General features: G+C 35.7%; 21 protein-coding genes. 9 read left to right on the top strand and 12 right to left on the bottom strand.

Annotation, left to right across the window (positions count from 1 at the left end; all coding sequences use genetic code 11):
• Positions 1-14: 14 nt before the first annotated feature.
• Together OO013_RS19615 and OO013_RS19620 are read left to right on the top strand one after the other, a co-directional pair.
• Positions 15-524, top strand: coding sequence for a tellurite resistance TerB family protein (locus OO013_RS19615; RefSeq protein WP_266058789.1), 510 nt, complete (start codon positions 15-17; stop codon positions 522-524).
• Positions 521-1,276: a sulfite exporter TauE/SafE family protein gene (locus OO013_RS19620; RefSeq protein WP_266058790.1), complete on the top strand. Its 756-nt coding sequence runs from the start codon at positions 521-523 to the stop codon at positions 1,274-1,276. The genes OO013_RS19615 and OO013_RS19620 overlap by 4 nt, the downstream gene beginning before the upstream one ends.
• Here OO013_RS19620 and trmB read toward each other — a convergent pair.
• From trmB to OO013_RS19660, 8 genes are all read right to left on the bottom strand, one after another.
• The gene (gene trmB / locus OO013_RS19625; protein ID WP_266058842.1) at positions 1,270-1,932 is read right to left on the bottom strand and encodes a tRNA (guanosine(46)-N7)-methyltransferase TrmB; all 663 of its coding nucleotides are present in this window, start codon (positions 1,930-1,932) and stop codon (positions 1,270-1,272) included. The two genes, OO013_RS19620 and trmB, sit on opposite strands and share 7 nt — an antisense overlap.
• The gene (locus tag OO013_RS19630; RefSeq protein WP_266058791.1) at positions 1,919-3,160 is read right to left on the bottom strand and encodes a bifunctional folylpolyglutamate synthase/dihydrofolate synthase; all 1,242 of its coding nucleotides are present in this window, start codon (positions 3,158-3,160) and stop codon (positions 1,919-1,921) included. Before OO013_RS19630 ends, trmB begins: the two co-directional genes overlap by 14 nt.
• Positions 3,161-3,194: 34 nt before the next feature.
• Positions 3,195-4,061, bottom strand: a complete 867-nt coding sequence (locus tag OO013_RS19635; protein ID WP_266058793.1) for a hypothetical protein — start codon at positions 4,059-4,061, stop codon at positions 3,195-3,197.
• Between the two features lie 2 nt (positions 4,062-4,063).
• A complete protein-coding gene (locus tag OO013_RS19640) occupies positions 4,064-4,459 on the bottom strand; it encodes an ExbD/TolR family protein (protein ID WP_266058794.1) in 396 nt (131 codons plus the stop codon).
• A 2-nt stretch (positions 4,460-4,461) separates the two neighbouring features.
• Complete coding sequence (locus OO013_RS19645) at positions 4,462-5,151, bottom strand: MotA/TolQ/ExbB proton channel family protein (RefSeq protein ID WP_266058796.1); 690 nt, start codon at positions 5,149-5,151, stop codon at positions 4,462-4,464.
• Positions 5,152-5,158: 7 nt separating this feature from the next.
• Positions 5,159-5,815 carry a hypothetical protein gene (locus OO013_RS19650; RefSeq protein WP_266058797.1) on the bottom strand — a complete coding sequence of 219 codons (657 nt, stop codon included), beginning with the start codon at positions 5,813-5,815 and terminating at the stop codon, positions 5,159-5,161.
• Between the two features lie 125 nt (positions 5,816-5,940).
• Positions 5,941-7,617: a TonB-dependent receptor gene (locus OO013_RS19655; protein ID WP_266058798.1), complete on the bottom strand. Its 1,677-nt coding sequence runs from the start codon at positions 7,615-7,617 to the stop codon at positions 5,941-5,943.
• Between the two features lie 7 nt (positions 7,618-7,624).
• Positions 7,625-10,675 carry a tetratricopeptide repeat protein gene (locus OO013_RS19660; RefSeq protein WP_266058799.1) on the bottom strand — a complete coding sequence of 1,017 codons (3,051 nt, stop codon included), beginning with the start codon at positions 10,673-10,675 and terminating at the stop codon, positions 7,625-7,627.
• A 212-nt stretch (positions 10,676-10,887) separates the two neighbouring features.
• Here OO013_RS19660 and OO013_RS19665 point away from each other — a divergent pair, with 212 nt between their 5' ends.
• Positions 10,888-13,275, top strand: coding sequence for a PAS domain-containing hybrid sensor histidine kinase/response regulator (locus tag OO013_RS19665; RefSeq protein WP_266058801.1), 2,388 nt, complete (start codon positions 10,888-10,890; stop codon positions 13,273-13,275).
• Between the two features lie 9 nt (positions 13,276-13,284).
• Here the strand turns inward: OO013_RS19665 and holA are convergent, their stop codons facing one another.
• The 4 genes from holA to OO013_RS19685 form a co-directional block, all read right to left on the bottom strand.
• Entirely contained in the window at positions 13,285-14,307 is a 1,023-nt protein-coding gene (gene holA, locus OO013_RS19670) for a DNA polymerase III subunit delta (RefSeq protein ID WP_266058802.1), read from the bottom strand.
• The gene (locus tag OO013_RS19675) at positions 14,267-15,484 is read right to left on the bottom strand and encodes a SanA/YdcF family protein (RefSeq protein WP_266058803.1); all 1,218 of its coding nucleotides are present in this window, start codon (positions 15,482-15,484) and stop codon (positions 14,267-14,269) included. Before OO013_RS19675 ends, holA begins: the two co-directional genes overlap by 41 nt.
• A 164-nt stretch (positions 15,485-15,648) precedes the next feature.
• The gene (locus OO013_RS19680; RefSeq protein WP_266058807.1) at positions 15,649-16,806 is read right to left on the bottom strand and encodes an acyl-CoA dehydrogenase family protein; all 1,158 of its coding nucleotides are present in this window, start codon (positions 16,804-16,806) and stop codon (positions 15,649-15,651) included.
• A 60-nt stretch (positions 16,807-16,866) separates the two neighbouring features.
• Complete coding sequence (locus OO013_RS19685; RefSeq protein ID WP_266058808.1) at positions 16,867-18,234, bottom strand: exonuclease domain-containing protein; 1,368 nt, start codon at positions 18,232-18,234, stop codon at positions 16,867-16,869.
• A gap of 150 nt (positions 18,235-18,384) precedes the next feature.
• On the opposite strand from OO013_RS19685, the gene OO013_RS19690 reads away from it, so the two are divergent.
• The 6 genes from OO013_RS19690 to OO013_RS19715 all read left to right on the top strand — a co-directional run bounded on the left by OO013_RS19690 (position 18,385) and on the right by OO013_RS19715 (position 25,121).
• Positions 18,385-20,133 carry a fasciclin domain-containing protein gene (locus OO013_RS19690; protein ID WP_266058809.1) on the top strand — a complete coding sequence of 583 codons (1,749 nt, stop codon included), beginning with the start codon at positions 18,385-18,387 and terminating at the stop codon, positions 20,131-20,133.
• 75 nt (positions 20,134-20,208) lie between these two features.
• Entirely contained in the window at positions 20,209-21,267 is a 1,059-nt protein-coding gene (locus OO013_RS19695) for a sensor histidine kinase (RefSeq protein ID WP_266058811.1), read from the top strand.
• On the top strand, positions 21,242-22,006 hold the full coding sequence (locus OO013_RS19700; RefSeq protein ID WP_266058812.1) for a LytR/AlgR family response regulator transcription factor: 765 nt from the start codon (positions 21,242-21,244) through the stop codon (positions 22,004-22,006). The genes OO013_RS19695 and OO013_RS19700 overlap by 26 nt, the downstream gene beginning before the upstream one ends.
• A 2-nt stretch (positions 22,007-22,008) precedes the next feature.
• Positions 22,009-22,380: a hypothetical protein gene (locus OO013_RS19705; protein WP_266058813.1), complete on the top strand. Its 372-nt coding sequence runs from the start codon at positions 22,009-22,011 to the stop codon at positions 22,378-22,380.
• Positions 22,377-23,030: an endonuclease III gene (gene nth, locus OO013_RS19710; protein ID WP_266058815.1), complete on the top strand. Its 654-nt coding sequence runs from the start codon at positions 22,377-22,379 to the stop codon at positions 23,028-23,030. Before OO013_RS19705 ends, nth begins: the two co-directional genes overlap by 4 nt.
• 57 nt (positions 23,031-23,087) lie before the next feature.
• Positions 23,088-25,121, top strand: a complete 2,034-nt coding sequence (locus tag OO013_RS19715) for a sensor histidine kinase (protein WP_266058817.1) — start codon at positions 23,088-23,090, stop codon at positions 25,119-25,121.
• The last annotated feature ends 10 nt before the right edge of the window (positions 25,122-25,131 follow it).

Genomic DNA, 25,131 nt, shown 5'->3' on the forward strand with positions numbered 1-25,131 from the left:
AAGTATTAACGGATATGGATATATTATTTTTTAAGAACATCAGGAAAAAGGTAATCGAAAAGCAGAATAAAAAGCATTTGATAAACCTGTGTGCATTAGCTATTGCAGATGGAACATTCGATGAATCGGAAAAGAAATACATCATTGCAATCGGTAATAATATGGAAATCCCGGATTTCGAAATTATGAAGATCATTAAATACAGCAGGGAAAATGCTGTTGTAATCAAAACCCGTCGGAACCTTTTTAGCAGAAAAAAGCTATCGGAATACTATGCCCTGATATTATCCGATGGAGTTATACATCCAAATGAAGCACGATTAATCAATCATATTGGTTTAAAATGGGGCTTTAATGAAAGTCAAACCAGTAAAATAATAACAAAATGTAAAAATTATATTGGCCCCTCTAATGTTAAGGCAAACATATCAAAGAGACTTGAGTTTTTATTAACTGATTTTTACCAAATCTTTGACAAAATAAGTTCCACTATAAATAATCAGGTTCATATATTTGCAGTGTGAGTTTACCTGTAATTGATTATTTTTTATTATTTGGTGTCGGTATTGTAGCCGGCTTCATTAATGTTATCGCCGGAGGGGGCAGTTTTTTTGTTTTACCTCTTATGATGTTTATCGGAATTCCACCAGCAGTGGCCAATGCAACAAACCGGGTAGCTGTATTATTACAGAGCATTTCAGGAGTTGCAGGTTTTAAAAGCAAGGGAGTAAATATCGGCCGGTTTAGTATCTACCTTTCAGTCTCTGCATTGATAGGAGCCGTTATAGGTACCCAGTTAGCGATAGAAATTGATCCAAACCTCTTTAAAAAATCTATATCCATTTTCATGCTAATTCTGGTGTTTTTCACTGTTTTATTCACAAAACACCATTATAAACCGGAAGAAGCCCTGCTCAGAGGAAAAAACCTGATATTTTCTATTATCATATTCTTTTTTATTGGCATTTATGGCGGTTATATACAGGCTGGTGTTGGTTTTTTGATAATGGCAGCTTTAACCGGGATTAATAAACTAGATCTCGTCAGAACCAACAGCATTAAGATGTTTGTTAACGTAGTTTATACTGCTATTGCATTAATAATATTTGCCTATCAAATCAAGATCGAATGGACTGCAGGCCTATGGCTTGCAGCTGGAAATATGCTTGGAGCATGGATTTCCAGCCGATGGTCTGTGAATACAGAAAGTAAAACTTTAAAATATGTAACTCTGGGAGTTTTTGTTATCCTTGCTGTTGCTTTATGGTTCTATTGATCCCACTGAAATTTCAAATATTTAATTGAAAACCCCTTTTCATAAAACATTTTTTCAAACCTGGTTTTGATACCGTGGTGTTCATCCATAAATTCAGAATGATATAGATCTCTCGTATAGGAAAGATTCTTAATATCGTTTCTTTCAGAAAGTACTTCAAGGGTATAATCAAATAATCCAGGATTATCAGTTTTAAAAAATACCCACCCCTCCTTTTGCATTACTTTCTTATACATATCGAGAAACCTTGGTGAAGTGAGTCTTCTTTTAATATCCCTCTTTTTAGGTCTTGGATCGGGAAATGTAATCCAGATATCATGAACTTCTCCATCAACAAAAAATTTCTCCAGAAGCTGTATCTGGGTTCGCAAAAAAGCCACATTATTTAAATCTTCTTCCTCGGCTTCTTTACTCCCATACCATATTCGATCTCCTTTTATATCAACACCAATAAAATTCCTTTCAGGATAATGCCTGGCAAGACCGGTAGTATATTCTCCCTTACCACAGGCTAATTCTAATGTGATGTGATTTTCATTTTCAAAGTACTTCCCGTGCCAGTTTCCTTTTATTTCCTCGTATCCCGGTTTCTCCGGCTCAAAAATGTTTGCTCTTTCTCTATTCTCAGCAAAGCGCTTTTGCTTATTTCTCATAATCTAATTCATTCAATTCAGCGACAACAAAAGTACTACCGCCAATGTATAGTGCATCCGATTCTTCCAGATCTTTTCGTGCATCAATTACAGCTTCATTTACACTATCATAATAACCATTTACAACAATATCCGGAGTCACTCTTGGTTTCAGATCAGCTACTTTTAAACCACGAGGTACATTCGGCGTACAAAAATAATACACAGCATTTTTAGGTACTAGTTCTAATACCTCTTCCACAGCTTTATCTGAGACAAATCCCATCACGAACCGATACCTTTTAGCCTTTCTGGCCAAAAATTGCTGAATTGTTTCTCTTAATCCTTCGACATTATGAGCAGTATCACAAACTACAAATGGTTTTTCAGACAAAATCTGCCATCTTCCCTGTAACCCCGTATTAGACACCACCTTTGAAAGCCCTTCGTTAATTTTGGGGAGAACAAATCCTTTTTCTTTCAATTCATCTATTACAGCCAGTACTCCCGGTAAGTTTCTCAGCTGATATTCACCTTTTAGATCCAGTGAATACTTCTTTAGGTCGGTTAGGGTAAACTTGTCAGCGGCAAAAATTATATTGCTCTTGTTTTCGTTAGCTTTAGCTTTAAAAACATCTGCTATTTCAGGTTGAGTTTCACTTATGACCACATCGATTCCCGGCTTTATAATTCCGGCCTTTTCCCCTGCTATTTGCTGCAAAGTATTACCGAGCATCTCCTTATGATCTAACCCAATATTAGTGATCAGAGAAACTAATGGAGTAATTATATTAGTGGAATCAAGTCTACCACCTAAACCAACTTCTATTACTGCTATATCCACTTTCTGATCGGCAAAATATTTGAAAGCAAGTCCGACAGTCCATTCAAAAAACGAAGGTTTTAAATGCTCTACTTGTGTCTTATACTTTTCGACAAAATCTATGATGTATTGCCTGGAAATCAGCAGTCCGTTGATTTTCACCCGTTCCCGGAATGATTTAAGATGTGGAGAGGTATAAAGCCCTGTTTTGTATCCATTTTCCTGTAAAACAGAAGCAATCATGTGAGATGAGCTTCCCTTACCGTTAGTACCGGCAATATGAACTGTCTTAAATTGATCCTGTGGATCACCCAGGATCTTACAAAATTCCTGAATATTACCAAGACCAGTCTTAAAAGCAACTGTTCCCATCCGTTGATACATGGGCAATTGCTCAAAAAGATATTCTTCTATTTGCTCGTAGGTCATCACCGTAATTTAAAACGGTGACAAAGATAGTAAGTTATTGGCTTTTAATAATGAAAGTTACCTTACCTTTTGTTCTGGGTTTTGCTGGTAAACTACCGGTCTGATGAAAGGTAGTCTCTTCTAATTGTCTTTGATAGAAAATAACAATATCAGGACTCACGGTACTCTCTAGTGGCTCTGTATGAATTACATAACCATCAGCATCAATGGTAAACTCAAAGACGATTCGACCACTCTGATCTGAATCATCTCTTTTATCTGGTACACGATCCCATGTCCAGCCGGTTATATCCAGTTGTGGGCCACCACCACCGCCTCCGGATGTACCTTTATAAATATATCTTTGATCTACACTTTCCGGATCACCTTTATCCCCTTGCTGATCGCTATCGTCACCATCACTTTTTTTACTTGCTCCACTACCCTCTCCTTTTTCAGTACCCGGATAAATCGGTGCTTTGACTGTTTCTTTTTTAGTTTCAGTCTTCGTTTCGGTTTTAGTGGTTGTTTTCTTCGGCTGAGGTTCAACTGGAACTGCATCTTCACTTTCAGAAACATCTTCTACAGGCTCAACAGGTTCTTCTGTCTCCACTACTTCTGTAGGCTCTGAAGTTTCTTCCACCGGTTGTTCGGTCGGTTCCTCTACTGCTTCTTCGACTGGAGAAGGCTCATCTTCAGCTTCAGACTCAGGAGCTTCGATATTGTCCTGATCATCACCACTTCCTACATCATCCATACCCATATCTATTTCTATACCATATTGAGGTAATGGAGGATTAGGTTCTTTCCACGCTAAAAGAAATGCAAATAAGACTAAAAGGACACCATGAATGGCAATTGTTATCACCATTGATTTCTGCTTATCCTTCTTTCTTGCTATTTCGTCCTCGCGCTTTATCATTCTTATTTATCAGGTGTCGTTGCTATTGAAACTTTCGCTTTTAATGAAGTCGCAATACCGGCGATCTCTACAAAATGTTCTGTCGGTACTGACTTATCAATATATAACGAAACTGTCGGAGTCTCGGTTTTCCCGATTTCGTTTCTCAGCATAGGCTCAATCTCTTTCCTGCTTACTTTTTCACCGTTAAAATAATATTGAAGATCATCAGTAATAGCTACTTTGATTACCGGGTTACTATACGTATTACTTTTCGACTTAGGTAAATTAACGGGTAAAGCCATCGGATCAACTACAGTTGAAGTCAGCATAAAAAAGATCAGCAACAAGAATATGACATCAGTCATCGATGACATATTGAAAGTTGGATCGACTTTGTGTTTTGACTTTAGTGCCATAATTATTTGTTCGGCTCTTGTAAAAGATCAATGAATTCGACAGAAGTATACTCCATTCTGTGCACAACCTTGAGCACTCTCGCTACAAGATAATTATACCCCAGATAAGCCAGAATACCGATAAAAAGTCCACAAGCAGTGGTAATCAGTGCTTCGTAAATACCTGCAGATAATTGCTGAGGAGTTAATGCCCCTTCGATCTTAGTAATGTCCATAAAAGCGGTGATCATACCGGTAACAGTACCAAGGAAACCCAGCATCGGAGCAGCACCAGCGATAGTAGCAAGCAGGTTCAGATTCTTCTCTAACCTGTAGATTTCGATCTTACCAACATTCTCAATGCTCACTTCAATGTTTTTCAGGGAAGATCCAATTCGGTCTATCCCCTTTTCGATCATCCTGGCGATCGGAGTGTTTTCAGCCTTGCAAATACTCTTTGCCCCTGAGATATCCCCGGAGGTCACCGTATGTCTGACACGCTCCATAAGATCTGCAGAATCTTCATCCGCTCGTCTGATAGTAAATATTCTTTCAAAGAAAATATAAACGGCGGCGAGCTGTAATAAACCAAGAGGTAATAACCACCATCCGCCTTTTTGTAATAATTCTAAAAATGTTAGTGATTGTTCAGACGACATAGATTGCATAGCCAGCGAATCTGACGTCTGAGTCAGTTGCAAAAGTAAGCTCATAAATTTTTTAATATTTCAACACCCATACTTCAGACCCATACTCGCCCTTATATCCTTCAGCCTGCTGTACACCTTCCTGATAAGTGTCAAAAGATTCAACGGCTACTCTGTAGAATCTGGTTTTTCCGTAAGGCTCAATGATATAAGACGTAAGTCCATCATCTTTTCTTTCATTGGCAAAATCCATAGCCTGATCTTTGTCGAAGAAACTGCCAACTACAACATATGAACGACCTGTTCTGCTTTTTAGTACATTGATTGTTCCTTCAGCCGGAATATTTTCCTGTGCAGCTCTTGCAGAGTCTAATGCTCTTTGTCTTTCAGCTTCTAATTCTGCCTGTCTGGCCTGTTCTTCTTTCAACTTCTGGTCTTCCAACTCTTGTTGTCGTTGTCTTTCTGCCTCAGCTATTCGATCTGCTTCCTGGTTTGGTTTAATCACAAAAAACCATATTGCAAATCCGGCGGCAATCAAAAGAACGATAATCACTGCGGCAATTAATCCCGTATTGGAATCATCATTCTTTTTCTTATATGAACTTGTCTGTTTTCTTTGAGATTGCTGCTGGCCTTCAGCTTTTGCAGGTTTGTCTCTATCTATCGGATCGTATGACTGATTTTCCGGCAACCCGTAATCAGAATCTTTAGACCTGTACTTTTGCTCCATGATATTAATTTGCTGACAGTTTTTAAAAAATTTAAAGTTTCGAGTGTAAACTTAATTTAAATAAATTATACCTCAAAAACCTAAAGTAAACACTTTTTTAACCCAAATCAAGTATTTAGGCTTAATTAAAAGCTATAAGTCAGACCAGCAAGGAATTGCACTTTCTTGTTACGGTAATTTAAATAACGTTCATAATCATTATTCAATAAATTATACCCTTCTAAAAAAATGCTGAATCTTGGAGAAAACAGATAGGATATTTGAGCATTCAGATCAAGTATATTATCCAACTGCACTATATCATCCTGAGCCGGATTTAAGGCCTCGATCTGTCCCATGTAGTAAGCACCCAAACCCACATGAAGTTTATCATAAAAGTTATATTGTGCTACAAGGTCAAATTTATAGGTAGGTTTATGCCATGCCCCCAGCAATTCATCCAAACCGTAATTAAAAACATCCATTGATAACTGGATATTGCCATTTTCGTTAAATTGATATCTTCCGTTAGCATAGAAATTAAATACAGCCACAGCATCATTGTTATATACTATCTCAAATTTTGATGTATCCGCTGCACTATTGTTGAAAAAGCCCATATTTAAATAGCTACCTGCTCTGAATCCTACACTATAAGCATAATTTTTGTTCTGTCCCCTGATACCTCCATCAAATTCAAAGGTTTTTATTTCCTGTCTTATATCGAGATTAGAGCCCAGATAAGGATTGTCGGCAACATATCCTTTATAGGTTTGCTTATTAATACCTCCGGAAATACCTGCATACACACTGATCATCTCCTGAAGGTCATATTCGGCAAATAACTGAGGGAAAAACCTGAGATCTTTTTGATTATCGCTTATGGTATCATCTTCATACGCTACCGTCACACCTGCTCTTATCCTGAAATCATTCCAGTGAAAGTAGTATGAAGGAGTAAACTGAAAAAGATTTCTTTTATCTGTCCGGGTTGTATCCTTTAAACTACTGTGCCATAATTCGAGATCAATCTGTAAATTTTGTTCATCATTAACATGCCAATCTGCATGTCCTTCAAGACCGACCTGGGTTTCAGAGTCTTCAAAGTCAGACCAGAACCTGTTTGCTCTTGTTGTGAAGTTGTAATTAAAATCTTTAGTTTCCTGGTAAGTCCCGAAGTCAATTTCAAGACCTATATTTTTGTATTTTTGTGTAATATCTTTTTTATCAACTTCAAGAGAAGGATCATAACCGTAATAATGATATTTATCAAGACTACCAATTAGAGTTCCTCCTACCTGCAATCCATTATCCATATATTTACCACTCAGCTCAATGTCTGTATTCCCGAAAGCTGCATTTTCATCATATGGTTCCGGCCCTTTACCTGAACTATTATGAAATACCCTGGCTCCCAGTATCAGGTTTTCGCTACGTTTATTGTTAACTAATATTTTCAAATAAGGAGTGGCATAATTACCAAACCCAGCTTTCACAAAATTACCGTATAGCTTTTCAATAGGTTCCGTATTAATCCGTAATGGCCTTATTGGAATTAAGGCAGGCAATTGTTTTATCTCAAGCTTTGGAATAGTGTAATTAACTTTTAAGTCTTTTTTATCAGCCTCAGACTCTTCAGCGGTTACAAAAATCTTGGATGCTTTTGGAACGGTAAGCTCCTTATTCTTTTCTATAACGATATTAGTCGGATCAATGCTATCCGCTTTTTCAGGTTTATCATTTTTCTTATCTCCGTCCTGGGCTGTTATAGTAACAGAGGTAAAAAGTAAGAATATGTATATTGGAATGAATTTAATATTCATAAAAAGTCTATTTTATACTGTCTGTATCAATATAATTTTTCTCTACAATCTGTTTTTCGATGCCTTTTAGCTCATCAAGTTTTTCTTTTGCCATCTCTATGATCTCTTCATTGGTAGCATTTTCCATTACTGATTTTAATGTAGCTTCCGCCTGTAACATTTCATCCATTGCTATGAAGTTATCAGAAATAAGAATAAAGCTTCTACCCAGCCAGTAATCATAAGACCCGAATTTGTTGATAAATTCATAGAGTATCTCATTGCTTTTTTCGTATTCTTTCTGAGCATGAAGGATCTCCCCCTTTCGATACATAGATTCCGCAGCATATTCGTCGGAAGCATTAGCTATCACATTGTCAAATACCTGAATTGCAGTAGTCGTATCCCCTTTACCAAGTAAAGCTTTTCCTTTATAGGTAGCCGCCATTGTTGCACTTGATGGTTTAGGAGAGCCGATCTCAACAGCTTTTTGAGCATATTCAATAGCTCTTTCATATTGACCGGAATTATAATATGCTATCATTAACCCTTCGACTGCATCGTATTTCTGACGCTTGTTAACAGCATCTTGTTCAAGTTTTGTATAAGCCACGATTGCCTCTTCCCAGTTACCTTCGCTCTGTTGAAGATCACCAATTTTCTGCCTGGCTCTGTTAACTTTATTTGTTTTGTTCTGCTCAATAACTTGGCGATAAGCCCGAATCGCTTCAGTAGATTTTCCACTGTACCTAAAGGCTTCAGCTTTTAAATACTGAGATTCGTAAGCCTCTGTTGTCCCATCGTATTCGTTAATAATCTCATTGAAGGATTTTACCGCTTCATCATATTTACCTGCATAAAGCAATGACTTGGCACTTTCATAACGAACTGTAAGCAGTTGTTTATTTTCAGGGTTAGTATCTCTGTAAATCTCCAAATACTTATTGAATTCTTCAGAACGGTCGGTTCTTGCAAGAAGGTCCTGTAATCCCAGCAATGCATTATAGGCACTTGGATAAGTTGAATAGTTACTCACTGCTGTTTTATAATCCTTTATTGCCATGTCATAATTTTGCAAGTTAGTAGCAGCAAGTGCTCTTTTAACATGTGCTTCAACTATTAACTCCTTTTTGGTAGCTCCGGATAAAAACCGAGAAAAGGCATCGATCGCTTCCTGATATTTTCCTCCTTCAAACAGAATAGTTCCGATCTGGAACGCTGCATCTTCTCTATATACACTGTTCGGGTAATTTCTCACCAATTTTGTCAGAGATTGAACCGCTGCCTGATCATTACCGGAAAGCCATTGAGAAGCAGCTAATTGGAAAGTTGCATAGTCTGCATTTACAGTAGATCTTGACAGGTATCCCTGATAGGAATTTACAGCTTGCGAATACTGTTTAGTTACATAATAAGAATCTCCTAATCTTAATGTAGCATCTGCTATTTTTCTTTTTTCAGCTTCCGTCTCACCAGTTAAATTCGAATAAATCCTGAAGTGAGGAATTGCCTTATCGTATTCTTTATTATTGAAATAGGCATATCCAATACCATACCGTGCATTAAGGAAAAGCTCTGAATTATCATTTTCTAATCTGAATACTCTGGCATAAGCATTTACAGCTTCAGAATATTGTTCATTCAAAACCAGAATTTCACCTTTTAAATATGAGGCTTTCGCAGTTAGATTTTCATTTACATTCACCTCCAGAGATTCATTAAGATATCTAACAGCTTTATCAACCTCTTTTTTATTAAACGATTCAGCACCTAGATTATAAGTGACCCTTTGGAAGACCTCTTTTAGTTGATAGGTATTGAGATTAGTGTTTATTAAATGATTATAGGCCGCCTGGTAATTATTGTTGTATAAATATGCCTGGCTTAACCAGTCATTTACATTATTACGGTTTGCATCCTCAGGATATGTATCTTTATATGATTCCAGACCTGAAATAGCGTCATTAAAATTGCCTAATTCCAGGCTTAGCTTTGAATACAGTAACAAGGATTCTTTTTTAATTTTATCGTCAAAATCCATCTCCGAAGCTTTCTTTAATGGAGCTGGAGCATACGATTTATTTCCAGATTCCAGATAGCACAACCCTAAAAAGAATGAAGCCCTTTGACCCACCTCACCTTCGGTCAATGCCAATGGTCGAAGCCTGTTTACAGCTGTTTCAAAATTTCCTGCTTCATAATTAGAAATACCAATTCTTAGTGCGATCCTTTCATCCACTTTTCCCCTATTGGAAGAAATAAATTTATCATAATAAACTAAAGCTTCTTCTTTTCTGTCTGTAAAAAAATAAGCTTCAGCCATTGAGAGATAGAAATCAGATGCATTACGAATCCTTCTTCCCGATTGATTGATCTGTTCTCCATACTCTATTAACTCATCATATCTTTCAGTTTCGTAGTAAGACAAAGCGATAAGAGATGGGACGATTTCTTTATATGAATCACCAGCCTCTGCTTGTCGGAATTCATTTAATGCTTCATTGTAGTTTTTATTGCGGTAATGAATATATCCACTATAATAATGAGCTGCATATGTATACGGATTGGAAGAATTTTTTAAAAACCCGAATTGACTTAAGGCTTCATCGAACCGTTGCTCATTAAAATAAGAGTAAGCTAATCTAAACCTGGTTTCAATTGCAGTAGATCTGCTTAGTTTGGTAAGATCTGCTCGTTTAAAATACTCGATTGCCTTATTATAAGTGCCTGAACGATAATAGTAGTCTCCTAGTTCTATAAATGCCTGGTTTGCTAATGGGTGTCCAGGATATCGGTTGGTAAATTGCCTCAAAAGATATTCACCATCATCATGATAAAGTTTAATAGCACTCATCGCCAGGTAATACTTGGCTTCCATCAAATTGTTATCCTCTGGTGAGGTTTCAAGGTAATTTTCAAGCTGGCTTCTACTAGCATTGTATTTCCCACTATTATATAGAGAAATTGCTTGCAGTAGCGGACCATTGTCATCAGTAAAAAACAATGTTTGCTGAGAGAAAATTGAAAAATTTATCGCAAAAAAAATCAGAAGTCCGAAAAAGACTTTTATTCTATGCATATGAAGCTATTAGTTTTATTTTTATAACAGTTAAAATTCTGAATTATTTTGTTGGGATAAAACAAAATGAATAAAGAATATTTCCAACATCTTAAAAATTCAATTAAATCTGGTTTTATGTAAGATTGAACAGTAATCAATAATATTTAGTCTGTAAACTATAAATAATTATTTCTATTATTGTAGAAGGCAATTTTTTAAATCATTAATAATTGTTAAAGCGTCTAAAGAAAATATTCAGAAACAAGAGTAACTTTAATAATACTCCCTCCTTTGGAGATGAGCAGATCAGCCGATTTGTAAGTTATCTCGTTTATAATGTTGAAGATATTGAATCAGATTCTCTTTTAAAGGAAAGGATCAGAGAAATAAACAAGTTAGATCCTGAACATAAAAAGAATTTCTTACCCGGACTTTATTTACTTTTTGAAAGAAATATTCTGAGTGGTCCTAAATATACCACTGAAACAGATAAAGAGAATTTCCGAAAAGATTTTTGTGAACGTTTTCCGAATATCAGTAACTCACCTGAAATGAGTTTACTATTTGAAGAAAAACTTATTCAGGAAAAATTATTGTGCATTCTTTTCCTTCAAAAAATAATCACAAATAGTGCCTCACAAATAGATTCGCAAGGCAAAAATCAGATCACTAAAGCTACTGAATTTATTGAGAGCTTAATATCTGATAAAAAATCTCTCAAAGCAGACAGGTCAAAAAAAATTATAGGGAAATTAAAGTCTTTTACCGAATCTATTTATTCTGAACTCACAACTTCAGCGGGTAAGAAAACAGCTTCAGAAATTTTCCAGGGGGTATACAATTTCATGGCTGACAATTACCGCTTACTTGATACCTTTCAAGACGTAGTGGTTGTAATCCCACAACAGGCACTTAATGAACAACAGTTGAGTATGCTAAGCAAGAAGCATATTCAGAATTTACTTATCGAAAAGGTAGGCAACCTGGAGGCTGTAAACAACAGGCTGAATGAAGAGATTGCAGAACGTAAAAAGGTAGAATCAGCATTAAAAGACAGTGAACAACGCCTTGCACAGATCATCGGATCTGCGATGGATGCTGTAGTAATATTCAATGGCTCCGGAGTTATAATGGAATGGAATAAACAAGCAGAAATCCTTCTGGGTTATTCCAAAGAAGATATTTTGGGCAAGCAGGTCAATGAAACGATTTTACCTGATATTGAAATTACTAAAAAAAGCTCGGGAGAACCCCTGGTTAAAATTATGGATCAATATCCAATCAATTCTCATAACCTGAGAATTGAGATGAATTCTATCCATAAATCAGGTTATAATATTGAATCGGAATTATCTATTTCTCCGGTAAACTATTATGGTGAATTTATTTTTAGTGTGTTTATCAGGGATATAACACAAAGAAAACAATACGAAAGAGAAATTCTCGAAGCAAAAGATAAAGCAGAACAGGCATCTATTTCAAAAGCTCAATTCCTTTCTACCATGAGCCATGAAATAAGAACTCCATTAAATGCGGTGATAGGCATTTCTAATCTTCTACTCAACGCTAATCCAAGTAAAGAGCAAATAGAGGATTTAAAAATATTAAAATTCAGTGGTGAAAACCTCCTTGCAATTATAAATGACATCCTTGATTTTAATAAGATTGACGCCGGAAAAATAGAACTTGAAAAAGCTCCGTTCAATATCAAAACAGTTATTAATGGTGTAAAAAGTTCTCTTTCTACAAAGGCCTATCAAAAAGATCTTCCACTTATATTATATCTTGAAGATAATATACCCGATGTAGTTGTCGGCGATAGTACCAGGTTAACACAAATATTAACTAACCTGATTAGCAATGCTATTAAATTTACACAGACTGGGTCAGTAACTATTTCTGTAGTAATAAATGAAGATACAGAAGACAACATTAAATTACATTTCTCGGTCAAGGACACTGGAATTGGTATCTCTGATGAAGAGCAGGAGAAGATCTTTGAAAGCTTCAGCCAGGCTTCAAGCTCAACTACCCGAAAGTATGGCGGCACCGGACTTGGTCTTTCAATTTGCAAAAAACTATTAGAACTTCAGGGAAGTGAACTGAAACTGGAAAGCGAAAAAGGAAAAGGAGCAGATTTCCACTTCACTCTGGAATTTGGCAAGTCCGATGTACAATTAGCACCTGAAGGGCTTAATATCAACGATGACAAAAAAGACCTTAGAAAAGCTAAAATCCTTGTTGCTGAAGACAATAAAGTAAATCTGCTTATTGCTGTGAAATATCTGAATCGATGGAATGCCTTGGTTGATACCGCTGAGGACGGCAATGAAGTTTTAGAAAAATGTAAGAAAAATGATTATGACCTTATTCTGATGGACTTGCAAATGCCTGATATGGATGGCATTGAAGCTACCAAATTAATCAGAGGAATGAATAACCGCAAATTTCAAAGCTTGCCTATTATTGCCCTTACAGCATCAGCTATGACTGAAGTAAAAAGGCAGGTATTGGAAGCAGGCATGAACGACTTTGCTGCTAAGCCATTAAATCCGGAACTTTTATATGAAAAGATCTATAACCAGATTTATGAAAATAAAGAAAGCCTGTCTTTTTAAAAAAGCCTTTTAATGCATTAGCTTATAAACAAGTTCCTTCCATAATTCTTTTTCTTCAATGCTTGCCCCTACTCCTTTTGAAGCAAGGTCTGCTTTAAACAAGTGTCCGAGATTTTCAATCACCTTTTGTGGTGGATAATTTTTTGCAGCTGCTAAATATTCTTTTTGAACATATGGATTGAATATTTTAATCACCCCACCGACAGCCTTCTCGTTATACGCCTGTTTATGATGAATTTGAAGCAATTTAGTATAGTATCCTGTCAGTACTGCCAAAGCAGGAATGATTGGATGACTTTTAGAATTGGCTGCAAAATACTGAACAATTCTGTTGGCCTTAACTACATTCCTCGTAGATAATGCCTTTTGTAATTCAAAAATATTAAAGTCTTTACTGATACCTACATTTTTCTGAACATGATCTTCATCAATGGTATCACCATCTTTAAAATTTATTAGAATTTTATCTATTTCGTTACTTAGCCTGCTCAGATCATTACCAATAAAATCAGCGAGCATGATCATCGCTTTCTGATTGATCTTATATCCCTTCCCCGAAACATACTTTTCAATCCAGTCAGGAACCTGGTTATCGTATAATTTTTTAACGCTTACTAACGTTGCATATTTGTCCAGACTTTTGGCAAGGGATTTTCTCCCATCAAGAGTTTTATGTTTATGAGCAAAAACAAGAATAGTACTGGGCTGAGGATTTTTAATATAATTTTCCATCAACTTAATTCCTTGTTCTTTTTGAAGATCCGGAATATCCTGAGCTTCTTTCACAATAACCACTTGTCGATCTGACATCATCGGAAAGCGACCGGCATTGGTGATTATTGTATTAACATCAACATCTTTACCATAAAACACCATCTGGTTAAATCCTTTCTGTGATTCTTCCAGGGCATTATTTTCAATATATTCAGTAATCAGGTCAATATAAAAAGGTTCATCGCCCTGTAAAAAATATACCGGGTGATAAGTTCCCTTATTTAGTTCTTCTATTATTTTTTCCGGTGCTACGGCCATTTCTTTTATTTAGTCGATTTGAATAACTATATCCGATTACAAATGATGTTGCCAAAATTGATAATAAATTGACAAAAACAACAATAACAAATAAATTATAATCACTTTTATTCTGTTTCATATTTAAATCAGGACCTGAAAAGGTTCCGCTGTAAATCGGCTTGGTATTAAATATGTAAAGATCAAGATGGACTTTAAATCTGGCAATCAGTTCCCTCACAAACATTCTTAATGTCATTCCTCCCTTTGCCTCTAATCCAACTACATTGTACCCATGATATTCAGCAATTGGTATAGCTCTCCTTAAATGGAATTTCTGAGAAATAATGATTACATCTTTGACATTGTGATCTTTAAGTCTTACTACTGAACCGAGCGTATTTCTACCGGCATAATCGAGCTCAATAATTTCTCCCGGAACTCCTCTTTGCATTAGTGATTGCCTCATTAAGGCTGGTTCATTATAACTTTTGGATGAATTGTCTCCAGAAAGGATAAAAAAACTGGCCTTACCAGTACGATAAAGACTAGCCGCCATCTCCATTCTGTTTTCGTAATAAGCATTTTTTGAGACACCATCTTTAAGAAATTTATTCGTACCAAGCACTAAAACAGGCGCTTTCATTTCTATATCTTCGGGTGAACTTTCCAGATTTCCAGCAGATTGAATCACTATCAACATATTGCTGATTAGAATGCAAATAGTTAAAAAGCCGATCGGGAAGCCAAACACTTTTAACCAGTAATAAACAGGAGAACGGTATGATAAACCGACTTCCTTGTCACCAGATTTGGCGTTCTTTGATCGTTTCTTCTTTTTCTTTTTGTTAATAAATCCTGATATATATGATATTACCGGAAGTTCGATAACCAGAATCCAAAATAAATTATGAACCATAAACAGAACCTGGCCATAAAGAAAATTCTTTACCCTGTATTCACTTAAATCTAACTCTATATTTCTCAAAAGAGAAGACAGGTCCAGACCATCAAAAAAACTCTTTAAAGCATTATAATTAGTCAGAAAATGTATTGCAGGGTACTTTTGATCTAGAAATTGAAATGCAGAAATTACTTTGTGTTTTTCCAGAAGAAACAAAGGCGTTAAAGTCTGGAAAAAAGTAATTACTACAGCAAAAATTAAAAAAATAAAAAATCCGGTTAGTGCACGTTGCATTTAATTTCCAATAGCTGTTAAGCTAGCAAATAAACAATTTTTAATAAAAGAAAAAAGAAGACATGCTCTACATGTAAGGTAAAAATAAAAAGAGCCCCGGGCAAGGGCTCTTTTAAATGGGCAATCGGAAATAAACGATTAATTTTTTGTATTAAAACAAGATATTAACCGAGTATTTTTCTTGATATTATTTCCTTCATGATTTCATTTGTTCCGGCATATATTCTCTGCACCCTTGCATCTGCCCATGCTCGTGCTACAGGGTATTCCCACATATAACCATATCCACCATGAAGCTGTACACATTCATCAGCTATTTCACACTGAAGATCAGTTAACTTATACTTTGCCATTGAGGCTGTAGCTGTATCCAGTTTACCCTCATTGTGCATCATCAAACATTTATCAGCAAAGGCACGTGCCATTGTTAAAGAGGAAGCCATTTCAGCAAGTTTAAACTTAATAGTTTGCAGCTTACTTATTGATCCTCCAAAAGCTTCTCGTTGTTTTGTATACTCAACTGTCTGTTCATAAACAGCCTCGGCAGCAGCTACTGCACTAAGGCCAACCACCAGTCGTTCCTGTGGCAACTCAGACATAAGGTAATGAAACCCTTTTCCTTCTTCACCAATCAGGTTTTCTTTAGGGACTTTGACATCCTCAAAAAACAATTCACAAGTATCCTGTGCATGTAAGCCGACTTTTTGAAAAGGAACTCCTTTTTTAAATCCTTCCATTCCCTCTTCTACAAGTATAAGACTAATTCCCTTAGCACCATGCTCAGGGGAAGTCTTAACTGCAACAACCACGTAATCAGCTAAATAACCGTTAGTGATAAAAGTTTTACTTCCATTCACCAAATAATGATCTCCTTTATCTACTGCGGTTGTTCGCATTGATTTGAGATCACTTCCTGCACCCGGTTCAGTCATCGCAATGGCATTGATCTTTTCTCCGGTAAGCATTTCAGGCAGAACTCTCTTTTTGAGTTCTTCAGAGCCATTGTGAATAATATAAGGTAATACTATATCAGAATGAAGTGGGTATCCGATGGCCGGTCCAGCACATCCTGATCTTGAAAGTTCTTCTATTAATATGGCATTATAACGAAAATCATCAATACCGAGACCTCCATACTCCTCAGGTACCTGGATTCCCAGAAAACCATTTTCTCCAAATTTCTTCCACGATTCACGAGAGACCATTTTATTCTTCTCCCACTCCTCATTATACGGAACAACTTCCCTATTTATAAAATCTTTTACTGAATCTCTGAAAAGCGCATGCTCTTCATTAAAAATATCTCTCGGTAACAATTCCATGCCTAACAAGTGTTAGTTAATAAGGGCAAAGATAAGCGTTTAGTCCAAATTATCAAGGAACTAAAACGGAAGAAAATTATACTCGCTGGAATTATGATTAAGGAATTGATTTAAAATTCTTTGTACGTCAGCATCGTGAATACCGGGCTGAATATATTCTTCCCATTTTTCCATGATGTTAACTTCAGTTGGTGCGAAACCATACCCCTTGTATAAGTTTTTCATCACCACTACAAATCCTTTTTCATCACTATTTCTACCCTCTCCGATAATAATAAAATCACTATTGGATGAAGTGATTGAAGAATGCCATTTTTCAACCCTTTTGTTATACTCATCAAAAGACTCTTCCCCTACGCAGGCCCCCTCACATTCTCCGGAATCTACCCATGAACATTTACCTTTAACTTTTTGCAAACCAAGTAATTTGGGGCATAAGGAATATTCTTTAGCAACCCCAAAAAGATAATTTCTCGACTCCATCAAAGAATTAAAAGTCATAAGCAGATTAGGCTTTCTTCCTGGGGCAACGCCATGCCTTAAGTAAGAACTTCCATCTTTATAACTAACTAAACTAAAAACCTTAGAGTTAAATTTTTGTGCACGATTAAACGGAGGCCAAAGCTTTTTGATCTTCTCATTTTCATGGAGCAAAGAAATCAATTCATTTCCACAGAGATCATAATCAAGATGATGAATTTGATTTAAAAATGAAAGCTCAGGTTTTCCAGACCTGGTTGAGAAGTGAGATTTAACTCGCTTTTTTATATTCTTAGCTTTTCCTACATACAAGGCTTTACCCTTACCATCATGGAAATAATAAACTCCGGGCATTTCAGGCAAATTCTTAAATTCATTTTCATCAAGGTTTGGAGGAATATAGCCATGCACACTTCCATGACTTATCAATTTTTCCATTATCCCCAGGCTATCCTTTGAGATCATTAAATGCAATATATCAGCGGTTACAGAGGCATCACCGTATGCCCGGTGTCTGGCCTTATTAGTATAACCCAGATGAGCACTCAATTTTCCAAGCCCGTAAGACTGTAAACCCGGAAAAATCTTTCTTGCATACCTGACAGTACAGAGTTTTTTTGAATCCCATTGATATCCGGATGATTTTAATTCCTGTCGCACAAAGTGATAATCAAAATTAACATTGTGGGCCACAAAAATACTATCCTTTAATATAGATATAACTTCATCTGAAATATCTGAGAAAGAAGGAGCTCCATGGATAGTCTCCTCGTCTATCCCTGTTATGGATGTGATATAGGAAGGTATAGGAACACCAGGATCAACAAGTGAATGGAAAGAATCGATAATCTGAGTACCGTCACTCAGATAAATAGCTATTTCTGTAATCTTGTTATCTATCGAAGATCCACCGGTGGTTTCAACGTCTACGATCGCATATTTCCTCATATTATAACCCTACTTAAAAATATCCCCATGCAATTTACTCAGACTATTTGACAGTTCACGACCAAATACCTACAACTCACGGATTAATGATAATCAAAATTTATCCACAATAGTTGTTTAGACAAGTTTGAAATTAAAACAGCAAAAACTATGAAGACCTTAAAATCACTAAAACTAACGAAAATGACCCTGGCCTTGCTCAGTGTCTTTTTAATCACACTTTCAGCGTGTGATGATGACGATGATAATCCCGTCAACATTCAACCAGATAAAAATTTGGCAGAAGTAGCAGCGGAAAATGGTTTCACTTCTTTACTTGCAGCGGCAGAAGAAGCTGGGCTGGATGGAGCCTTAACTGATGAAAATAATGATTTGACCGTATTTGCCCCTACCAATGATGCTTTTGCAGCTTTTTTAAATGCTAATGGCTGGGCAGATGTAACCGAGATTCCTGATGCAGCTCTTGAATCAGTACTGCAGTATCACATTTTAGCTAGCTCTAAAAATTCAGGAGAATTAGGGAATTCTGAAGCAACACTTCAGGGAAGTGCATTATATCCTAATGCTTCAGCATTGACAATTAACGGTAACACAAATATAAGTGCTGTTGACGTAGAAGCATCTAATGGTGTGATACACGTAATAGACATGGTGCTTATGCCGCCTACAGATAATATTGTGGACATTGCAGCAGGAGATGAAAACTTTTCTGTACTCGTTTCATTATTACAAAGAGTTGATTTAGTAGACGCAGTTAGAAATGGAGAATTCACTGTTTTTGCTCCAACTAACACAGCTTTTGAAAATTCCGGAATTACAGCAGATGTTGCAGCAGAGCTTTCAGATGCAGAGGTAATTGATATATTAACCTATCATGTTTTATCAGGATATGCATTTAGTTCTGACCTTACAAATGGAGATATTACAATGTTAAATGGCGAACCATTAACAGTAGACGCAGATAATGGAACTCTACAAGGTGCGAATAATGAAGATCCTGTAAATATTGCAACAACTAATATTCTTGGAACAAATGGAGTTATTCATGTAATAGACGGTGTTGTTCTTCCTCCAAAAACTATAGTAGATCAGGCAGTTTATAACGGATTTGATAGTCTTGCGGTTGCAGTTGAACAAGCAGGATTAGTAGAAGCTCTAAGCGGTGGAGAGTTAACAGTATTTGCCCCAACAAATGATGCATTTGTAAATCTGTTAAGTCAACTTAGTTATGTTCAGATTTCGGATATCCCGACAGATCTTCTTTCAGCAGTACTTACTTATCATGTAGTTGACGGTGCATTCACTTCTGACATGCTATCTGATGGTTATTTACCTACTTTAAATGGACAGGCAATAGATGTTGACGTAACAAATCTCATCCTAAATGATAATGCAAACATTATAGCAATAGATGTAATGGCAGATAATGGTGTCGTACATGCTATTAATTCAGTAATGGTACCAGAAACCCGAACCATAGCAGAGATTGCTTCAGAAGCAGGATTAACAAGATTAGTTGAAGCCCTTACAGAAGCTGGCCTGGCTGAAACATTCACTCAAGAAGGCAACTATACTGTATTCGCTCCCTCAAACGCAGCATTTGATGCACTTTATTCTGCATTAGGTGTAGAAGGACCTGCTGGTGTTGATGATGGAACCCTTGAAGCTGTATTAACTTATCATGTTCTCGGTAACCGCGTATACAGTTCTGATCTGTCCGACGGTTTAACTCCTGAGACTCTTCAAGGAAGTACTTTTATTATTAACATAGGATCAAATGTTACTATTACAGATAACGATCCTGATAATGCGGATGCAGCAGTAACCGCTACAGATATCCAGGCAACCAATGGTGTAGTACACACTATAGATGAAATTTTATTACCAGTAGATATTTAATATATTGCCTGCTGAAACGAGGAGAAGTAGGAATGGTTCATCATTTTTCTTCTCCTCTCTTTTTACCTTAATATAATGTTATTTAACAATAAATATCGGTGGGGTATCATAACCTTGATATCTGTTTATTCTTTCCTGAACATCAAGTTCACTGTAGGAGAAGAAATATTTGATTTTAAATCTCCATCACTTTATTTATTAATAGTATTAGCAGTACAGGTGATTTTTGTGTGGGAAGGAAACAGATATTTAAATAAGATATTTAAAAATGAATCTATAAATACCATTCAAAAACTCGGGTATTATTTCTTAATATCCTTACCCCTGGTTATTGTAATATCATTATTTGCTACGTATGTAAGTACTCTAATTTTAAATGTCTCAGAGATGAGATTTTGGAATAACCTTAAATTAGATCTTGCATTTGTATTTAGAGTAAATCTTTTTCTACACACCATCAATGCAATTGTAATTTATGCTCATAAAGCCTCTAAAATGAAGCAAGAGAAAAATAAGTTGGAAAAAGAAATGCTTGAAGTGCAATTTGATGCACTTCGAAATCAATTAAATCCTCATTTCTTGTTTAATAATTTGAATGCTCTTAGCAGTCTGATATCAACATCTCCTGTCAGGGCTGAATCATTTGTAAGAAAATTGTCACTAATCTTTCGTTATTTATTGCAACACAATAGTAAAGAGTTAGTAACGATTAAGGAAGAGCTTGATTTTATTAAAAATTACCTCGACTTGTATAAATACCGATATGGTGATGCATTAACGTATGAAATATTAGTAGATGATAAATTAAAGGATCAATTGATTATACCTTCTGTTACACAACTTATTTGTGAAAACATATTTAAATACAACAGTTTCACGAGGCAAAACCCTATCGAAATAAAAATAACACTAAAAAATAACGATAATAATTACCTTGAAATCTGGAATACCAGAAACCCTAAAACTATATCTCCTTCAGAAAGCAATGGTGTTGGATTCAAAAATATAATCAATCGATACAAATCATTTTCGAATAAAAGAATTGAAAGCTTAAACAATGATTCATCATTTTCTGTTATGTTACCAATAATCCCAACAAACAGCGGCAATGAATTATTTAATAATAGAGGATGAGGAAATAGCAGCTGAAAAGCTCAAAGCTCAATTAAAAAAAATAGACAACCAGGCAGAATTTTCAGGATATTGTCAAAGTGTTTCTGAAACGATTGAATTATTAAAGAGTGACCACAAGCCGGTTGATCTTGTTTTTATGGATATTCAATTAACCGATGGGATTTCCTTTGAAATATTTAAAAATACCCACCTTGATTATCCGGTAATATTTGTGACAGCTTATGATGAATATGCACTTGAGGCATTCAAGGTCAATAGTGTTCATTATTTATTAAAACCTGTTTCTGATTCAGATTTACAACAAGCGATTGATAAATTCAATTCTTTAAATGATCTACATGGCTTTCAAAGTTTATTATCACTTGAATCTAAACTTTTAAATAGAAATAAGTTTAAAGATCGATTCATTAGCCAAATCGGGACAAAATTTTTCATTATTAAAACCGAAGAAATATCAGGATTTTACGCTGACGGAAAGACTGTATATTGTATAAAAAATAATGACAACACTAAATATATAATTGAATATTCCCTGGATCACTTAGAAAATGAATTACTTGATCCTAACAAATTTTTCAGGATTAACAGGAAAATGATTATACATATTGATAAAATTTCCGAAATTAGAAATTATGTAAATAGTAGGCTCCTGCTTATGCTACCGGAATTAAAATTGCCATTTGAGGCAATAGTCAGCAGGGAAAGAGTCGCTTCCTTTAAATCCTGGTTAAATCAATAAATATGAAGAAAAACCTATTCCTGACACCGTTGCTATTTTTTATTTTTCTATTAAATCACTCTCTTTACGCTCAGGGTCCCGTTTCCATAGACACCACAGGAACTGAGGCTAAAATTCAAATGATGGAAGAACGTTTGTCTTATTTGGAGGATAACTTATCTAAGATGGACAAACAATTCAAAACCGGTGCTGTAATGGCAGCTGCTGGTTATACAGTAACCATCATAGGCGGGTTAATGCTGGGACGTGAAAATGATGACCTGGGTCAGGGCTTACTTATCGCGGGTGGTACTATAGGACTTGGCGGAACCATTGTTTTAGTAGATGCTTTTAAATATCTTGGTCGCTCCAAAAAACGAAGAGACAGAAAATGACGAGGAAAGAGAAGGCAAAAGAAATTTTAAACATATTAAATAACATTTATCCGGAACCACCTGTCCCACTTGATCACAAAGATCCATATACACTACTAATAGCGGTACTCCTATCGGCTCAATGTACTGATGAACGAGTTAATAAGGTAACACCAGAACTTTTTGCATTGGCAGACAACCCATTTAAAATGGCTGAAGCAGATGTAGATCAGATCAAGTCTATAATCAGACCCTGTGGATTATCACCAAGAAAATCAAAAGCTATTCATGAACTGAGCAGGATTCTTATTGAAAAATATAATGGTGAAGTTCCTGCTGATATGAAAAAGCTAGAAGAATTACCAGGAGTAGGACATAAAACAGCCTCAGTGGTCATGTCACAGGCATTTAATGAGCCCGCATTTCCAGTTGACACCCACATACATCGACTTGCTTGGAGGTGGGGTCTTTCAACAGGAAAATCTGTAGAGAAAACTGAAGAAGACTTGAAAAAGATATTCCCAATAGAAACCTGGAATAAGGTTCATTTACAAATCATATTCTATGCAAGGGAATATTCGCCAGCGAGAGGATACAAATTTGAAAAGGATATTATAACCCAGCAATATGGTCGTAAATCATTCATTAAAGATTATATTGACAAAAAGTGACATCAACAGGTTACTATTTGATTGGTTATTGAATAAACAATAAACTAGGCTACGTTAATGATTTCATTTTTTAGGTTGATACATATCTCCCTTGCGGTAATTTTATTTACAACAAAATCATTTGCATCTGATAATAATTTAATATTAGAAGCTGACTCCCCGGAAATTATACACCTAACGGGTGTTTGGCTATTAGAATCACCTGGATATAAACAAGAAGTCATCACCATTGAAGATGGTCCGGTTAACAATTCCAAAAGATCATATGGCACTTACCATAAAAACATTTTATTGGAAAGTGATTCTTCACTCGATCTTTCCATTTACATTCCACTCATAAGAACATCTTTTGAATTGAAGGTCAATAATGTACTCGTGGCCGAACAAGGAAAAGTATCACAAAACAGAAAATTTTACCATCCGGGTATGAAGGTAAAGCCGTATGATATCACATTACACCCCGGAAAGAATACCATTTCCATAACATTCGCTAATTATGCCCATGCTAAGGGCGGATTGATCACCCCTCCGGTAATAGGTACTCACGATGATGTTTTATGGCATATTAGAAAAAGCGATATAATTCTTACTGCTATTTATGGTAGTATCATTCTCCTTGGTATATTCTTTATATTATTCTTCATTTCCTGGAAAAAGGACATGGAAATATTATACTTTGGATTATTCGCAATAATGTGGGCTGTGCGTTGCATATCAACTGCATCCAAGCATATCAGTTTTTTATATAACAATTTTGAATGGGAAACCTTGATTCGCATTGATTATTTTGGCTTTTACTGTAGTATCCTTTTTGGATTTCTATTTTTTAATAAATTATTTAAAAGCTATTCTATACCTGATTTTTCAAAATTAGTCGTAGCCGGAACCTCTTTAATGGTTATAAGCACCATAGTCACGCCGGTTAAAGTATTCACTGAAGCTACTGTATTTGTCCATTTCATACTTTCTCCGGTAATTATTTATGTTATCTACCTGTCATATCAATCATATAAAAATAACGATGACATCTCAAAAATAGGACTGGCTGCTGCGATCTCAGCAATGGCAATTTTTGGATTAGAATGGCTATTATTTTTCCAGACTTTTTCAATACCTGATTTTAGTATTGATCTGGGTTACCTTCTGATCTTTCTATTAAACGCAAGTACTTTGTCTAGAAGATTTGCGAAAAGGTTTAACCAACTGGAAACCCTGCAAAGGGAAACTACTCTTCAAAATATAAAAATTGAAGAACAGCATAATAAGATCCAGGAATCTCATAATACAATCCTGAACCAGAGAGATGAACTTGAGAAAAAGCATAAAGAAATAACGGCTATAAACAAAAGCCTTGAAGAAAAGGTTTTTGAAAGAACAAAAGAACTAGAAAAAGCAAATAATGAGTTAGATACATTTCTATACAGAGCATCTCATGACCTGAGAAGACCTCTCACGTCAATCCAGGGATTATGTAGTATCGCACTTGGAAATTTAAGTTCCGAAGAGCTTCATCAGCTACTTAAAATGATGAGAGAAACTGCCGGAACAATGGATAACATGCTAAAAAAATTGATCAGTATTAGTGAAATATATCATTATGATGATCAAAAGGATATTGTAAATCTAAACAACTTGAGGATCGAAATCCTTTCTGAATTCAAATCCAAGTTATCTCTCTCCGGTGTCAAACTAGAATTCGTCCATGATACTGAAGATATTCATATTAACAAGAGATTAATTTTTCTCATATTATTTCACCTGATTGATAACAGTATTCAGTACCGTAAAAAAGACATAAATAACTCAGAAAGTAAAATCGAAATCAAAATAAAACAAGAGTGTAAAAATGTGGTGATTTCAGTTTATGATAATGGTATGGGCATTGAGAAATCTCAGTTGGATAATGTTTGTAAAATGTTTTACAAAGCAACAGACAGATCGACAGGCAATGGGTTAGGTTTATACCTTTGTAAAGCTGCAATAAATAAATTAGGGGGAGAAATGTCAATTTTAAGCAGAGAACATTCTTATACTGAGGTTATTTTCAATATTCCTGCAGAACCGGTCAACATTAAGTACCAGCTCAACTAAATCAACCAAC

This window comes from Mangrovivirga halotolerans (genome assembly GCF_026241165.1).
GTDB classification, from domain to species: Bacteria; Bacteroidota; Bacteroidia; order Cytophagales; family Cyclobacteriaceae; genus Mangrovivirga; species Mangrovivirga halotolerans.